General features: G+C 70.0%; 5 protein-coding genes and 1 pseudogene. All 6 read left to right on the top strand.

Annotation, left to right across the window (positions count from 1 at the left end; all coding sequences use genetic code 11):
* A pseudogene (locus AC1D12_RS25405) lies at window positions 1–140 on the top strand (ABC transporter permease); the annotation flags it as partial.
* Complete coding sequence (locus tag AC1D12_RS25400; protein ID WP_047509504.1) at window positions 137–1,051, top strand: ABC transporter permease; 915 nt, start codon at window positions 137–139, stop codon at window positions 1,049–1,051. The pseudogene AC1D12_RS25405 and the gene AC1D12_RS25400, both read left to right, overlap by 4 nt.
* Before the next feature lie 14 nt (window positions 1,052–1,065).
* The gene (locus AC1D12_RS25395; RefSeq protein WP_477843677.1) at window positions 1,066–2,037 is read left to right on the top strand and encodes an ABC transporter ATP-binding protein; all 972 of its coding nucleotides are present in this window, start codon (window positions 1,066–1,068) and stop codon (window positions 2,035–2,037) included.
* Window positions 2,038–2,044: 7 nt separating this feature from the next.
* Entirely contained in the window at window positions 2,045–3,082 is a 1,038-nt protein-coding gene (locus AC1D12_RS25390) for an ABC transporter ATP-binding protein (RefSeq protein ID WP_477843675.1), read from the top strand.
* Window positions 3,079–3,942: an N-formylglutamate amidohydrolase gene (locus AC1D12_RS25385; RefSeq protein WP_465114728.1), complete on the top strand. Its 864-nt coding sequence runs from the start codon at window positions 3,079–3,081 to the stop codon at window positions 3,940–3,942. The genes AC1D12_RS25390 and AC1D12_RS25385 overlap by 4 nt, the downstream gene beginning before the upstream one ends.
* On the top strand, window positions 3,939–4,613 hold a 675-nt coding region (locus AC1D12_RS25380), incomplete at its 3' end, for an amidohydrolase (RefSeq protein ID WP_477843673.1). The genes AC1D12_RS25385 and AC1D12_RS25380, both read left to right, overlap by 4 nt.

The following is a 4,613-nucleotide window of genomic DNA, read 5'->3' as shown; positions in this document are numbered from 1 at the left end:
CGATCATCACGCTCGACCGGCCGGTGGTCGTCGCCTACCTGATCCTGATCGTGTTCTTCCTCGTGATGCTGAACCTGCTGGTGGACGTTCTCTACTCGGTGCTCGACCCGCGCGTGCGGTTGCAGGGAGCCAAGGCATGACGGCCGACACCTTGCCCTCGGCTCTCCTGCCACCGCCCGAAACGCCATGGCAGCGCCTGCGCCGCGAGTTCATGGCCGACCGCCTGGCGCTGTTCGGCCTGGCCTTGCTGGCGCTGGCGCTGTTCGCCGCCGTGTTCGCGCCGTGGATCGCGCCGCAGAACCCGTACGACATCGGCAAGCTCGACATCTTCGACTCGAAGCTGCCGCCCGGCAGCCGCGACGCCGCCGGCACGATGACCTACTGGCTGGGCACCGACGGCCAGGCCCGCGACCTGCTGTCGGCCATCCTCTACGGGCTGCGCACCAGCCTGCTGGTGGGCGGCGTCTCGGTCGCGGCGGCGCTGGCCATCGGCAGCGCGGTCGGGCTGGCGGCGGCCTACTTCGGCGGGTGGATCGATGCGCTGCTGATGCGCATCGTCGACATCCAGCTGTCGTTCCCGGCGATCCTGGTCGCGCTGATCCTGCTGGCCATCCTCGGCAAGGGCGTCGACAAGGTGATCCTCGCGCTCGTCATCGTGCAATGGGCCTATTTCGCGCGGGCCGCGCGCGGTGCCGCGCTGGTGGAGCGCGCAAAGGAATACATCGAGGCGGCGCAATGCATGTCGCTCGGCTGGCCGCGCGTGCTGCTGCGCCATATGCTGCCCAACTGCCTGCCGCCGCTGATCGTGATCGCCACCATCGACCTGGCGCATGCCATCGCGCTGGAGTCGACGCTGTCCTTCCTCGGCGTCGGCGTGCCGGTGACCGAACCCTCGCTCGGCATGCTGATCGCCAACGGCTACGAGTTCCTGCTGTCGGGCAACTACTGGATCTCGTTCTTCCCCGGCATCGCGCTGGCGCTGGCGATCGTCGGCATCAACCTGGTGGGCGACCACCTGCGCGACATCCTGAACCCGCGCAACGCACATTGACGATTCCCTCCACCATGACCGTCCTCGACGTCCAGGGCCTGCAGACCCACTTCTTCACGCACGGCGGCGTGGTGAAGGCGGTCGACGGCGTCGACCTGCGCATCGAGGCCGGCGAGGTGCTCGGCCTGGTCGGCGAATCGGGCTCGGGCAAGAGCATCACCGGCTTCTCGATCCTCGGGCTGATCGATCCGCCCGGGCGCATCGTCGGCGGCCACATCCGCTACCTCGATGAGGAGTTGGTGGGCGCGCCGGAGCGCCGGCTGCAGGCGCTGCGCGGCAAGGAGATCGCGATGATCTTCCAGGATCCGATGATGACGCTGAACCCGGTGCTGCGCGTCGACACGCAGATGGTCGAGGCGATCCATGCGCACGAGAAGGTGAGTGCGCAGGCCGCGCTCGCCCGGGCCCGCGACGCGCTCGCGATGGTCGGCATCCCGTMGCCCGGCGAGCGCCTGAAGGCCTATCCGCACCAGCTCTCGGGCGGCATGCGCCAGCGCGTGGCGATTGCGATCGCGCTGCTGAACCGCCCGAAACTGCTGATCGCCGACGAGCCGACGACCGCGCTCGACGTGACGATCCAGGCGCAGATCCTGTACGAGGTGCAGAAGCTGTGCCGCGAGACCGGTACTGCGATGATGTGGATCACGCACGACCTGGCGGTGGTGTCCGGCCTGGCCGACCGCATCGCGGTGATGTATGCCGGGCGCATCGTCGAGAGCGGCGCGACGGCCGACGTGATCGGCAATCCGTCGCACCCGTACACGCGCGGCCTGATCGATTCGATCCCGACGCGCGCCACGCACGGCACGCTGCTGCGGCAGATCCCCGGCATGACGCCCTCGCTGCTGAACCTGCCGCAGGGCTGCGCCTTCAGGCCGCGCTGCGGCCACGCGAGCGACGCCTGCCTCGCGGTGCCGCAGGCCGCGCCCGGCCCCGCAGGCAAGACGGTGCGCTGCTGGAACATGCTGACGCCCGAGCCGGCCTGAACACCGCATGGACACCACCGTTCTCGAACCCGCCTCCGTGAGCACGACYGCGCCGCTGCTGCAGCTGCGCGGCGTCTCCAAGCGCTTCGTGCAGGACATCGACCTGGCCGGACGCATCGCCAACCTGCTGGGGGCCGGCCACCGCGCGTCGGTGGTGCAGGCGGTGGCCGGCGTCGACCTCGAGATCCGGCCTGGCGAGGTGATCGGCGTGGTCGGCGAATCCGGCTGCGGCAAGTCGACGCTGGGCCGCGTGATCGCCGGCATCRCGCCGCCGACCGAGGGCAGCGTCAGCTTCCTCGGCAAGCCGGTGGCCGCGATGGACGCCGCCGAGCGCCGCGCCTGGGGGCTGGGCGTGCAGATGATCTTCCAGAACCCGATGGCCTCGCTGAACCCGCGCATGCGGGTGATGGACATCGTCGGCGAGGCGCCGGTGGTGCACGGGCTCGTGAAGGCATCGCAGAAGGCCGAGTACGTCGAGGGCTTGATGCGCCAGGTGGGGCTCGACCCCGGCTACGCGCAGCGCTATCCGCACCAGTTCTCGGGCGGGCAGCGCCAGCGCATCGGCATCGCGCGTGCGCTCRCGCTGAAGCCGCGGCTGATCGTCTGCGACGAGGCGGTGGCGGCGCTCGACGTGTCGATCCAGGCGCAGGTGCTGAACCTGTTCCTCGCGCTGCGCCGCGAGTTCGAGCTGACCTACCTCTTCATCAGCCACAACCTGGGCGTGGTGGGGCACGTGTCGGACCGCGTCGTGATCATGTACCTGGGCCGCATCGTCGAGGTGGCGACGACCGAGACGATCTTCAGCGCGCCGAACCACCCCTACACGCAGGCGCTGCTGGCCGAGCTGCCGAGGCTGGACACCACCCGCCGCGCGTACCTGCCCATCCAGGGGGAATTGCCATCGCCGCTGGCGCCTCCCCCGGGTTGCGCCTTCCATCCGCGCTGCCCGCATGCGATGCCGCGCTGCCAGGTCGAGGCACCGGTGCTGCGCCCACTGCAGCCTGGCCACACCAGCGCATGCCACCTCAACGATCCCGCGCCATGACTGAATCCATCCCGCCCTTCACGCTGCGCCTGCCCGAAGGTGACGCGGTGCCGCTCATCTGCGATTCGCCGCACAGCGGCGTGCAGTACCCCGACGACTTCGGCCACGTCGTGCCCTTCGAGCAGCTGCGCGGCGCCGAGGACACCGACGTGCACGTGCTGTGGCAGGCGCTGCCGTCGGTCGGTGCCACGCTGCTCGCGGCGAATTTCCCGCGCGCCTACATCGACCCGAACCGCGACATCGACGACATCGACCCCGGGATGCTGGCCGAGCCGTGGCCGACGCCGCTGCGCCCGAGCGAGAAGACGCGCCTGGGCATCGGCCTGATCTGGCGCGATGCGGGCAAGAGCGGCAAGTGGCCGATCTACGCCCGCAAGCTGCCGGTGGCCGAGGTGCAGCGGCGCATCGATGCGTACCACGCGCCGTACCATGCCGCGATGCGCGAGCAGATCGAGGCGGCGCATGCGCGCTTCGGCGCGGTGTGGCACCTGAACCTGCACTCGATGCCCGCCGATTCGTATGAAGGCCTGCAGATCCAGAGCGACCATCCGCTGGCCGATTTCGTGCTGGGCGATCGCGACGGCAGCACCGCGGCGCCCGAGTTCACCGCGCTGGTGGCCGAGGCGCTGCGCCGGCGCGGCTTCAGCGTGGCGCTGAACGACCCGTTCAAGGGCGTGGCGCTGATCGCCCGGCTCGGCCGGCCGGCCGAGCGCCGCCACAGCCTGCAGGTGGAGATCCACCGCGGGCTCTACATGAACGAGACGACGCGCGAGCGCAGTGCCGGCTTCACCGCCTTGCAGGCTGCGCTCAGCGCCGTCTCCCGTGAGATTGCCGACTACGTGAAGGACCAGGTCACATGACGCTCATCGCCGAGATCGAAGACAAGCACGCCGAGTTCACCGCGCTGCGCCGCGACATCCACGCGCACCCCGAACTGGCCTTCAAGGAGACGCGCACCTCCGACCTGGTGGCCGAGCGCCTGGCGGCGTGGGGCATCGAGGTGCACCGCGGGCTCGGCCAGACCGGCGTGGTGGGCGTGCTGCACGGCACGCGCGGCCCCGGCGAGCGCGCGATCGGCCTGCGCGCCGACATGGACGCGCTGCCGATGCCGGAGCACAACCGCTTCCTGCATGCCTCGAAGGAACCGGGGCGCATGCACGGCTGTGGGCATGACGGGCACACCGCGATGCTGCTGGGCGCGGCGCACTACCTGGCCACGCACCGCGATTTCGAAGGCACTGTGAACTTCATCTTCCAGCCGGCGGAGGAGGGCGGCAACGCTGGCGCCAAGGCGATGATGGACGACGGCCTGTTCGACCGCTTCCCGTGCGAGGAGATCTACGGCATCCACAACATGCCGGGCTTCGAGGCGGGGCATTTCGCGTTCCGCAAGGGGCCGACGATGGCGTCGAGCAACCGCTTCGACATCATCGTGCGCGGCACCGGCGGGCATGCGGCGCAGCCGCACAAGGCGGTCGACACGATCGTCATCGCGGCCGAGATGGTGGGAGCGCTGCAGACGCTGATCTCG

Source organism: Rhizobacter sp. P1_G5 (assembly GCF_056405435.1).
Note: the sequence above shows the minus strand (reverse complement) of the source record. Positions and strands in the feature narration are given on the sequence as shown.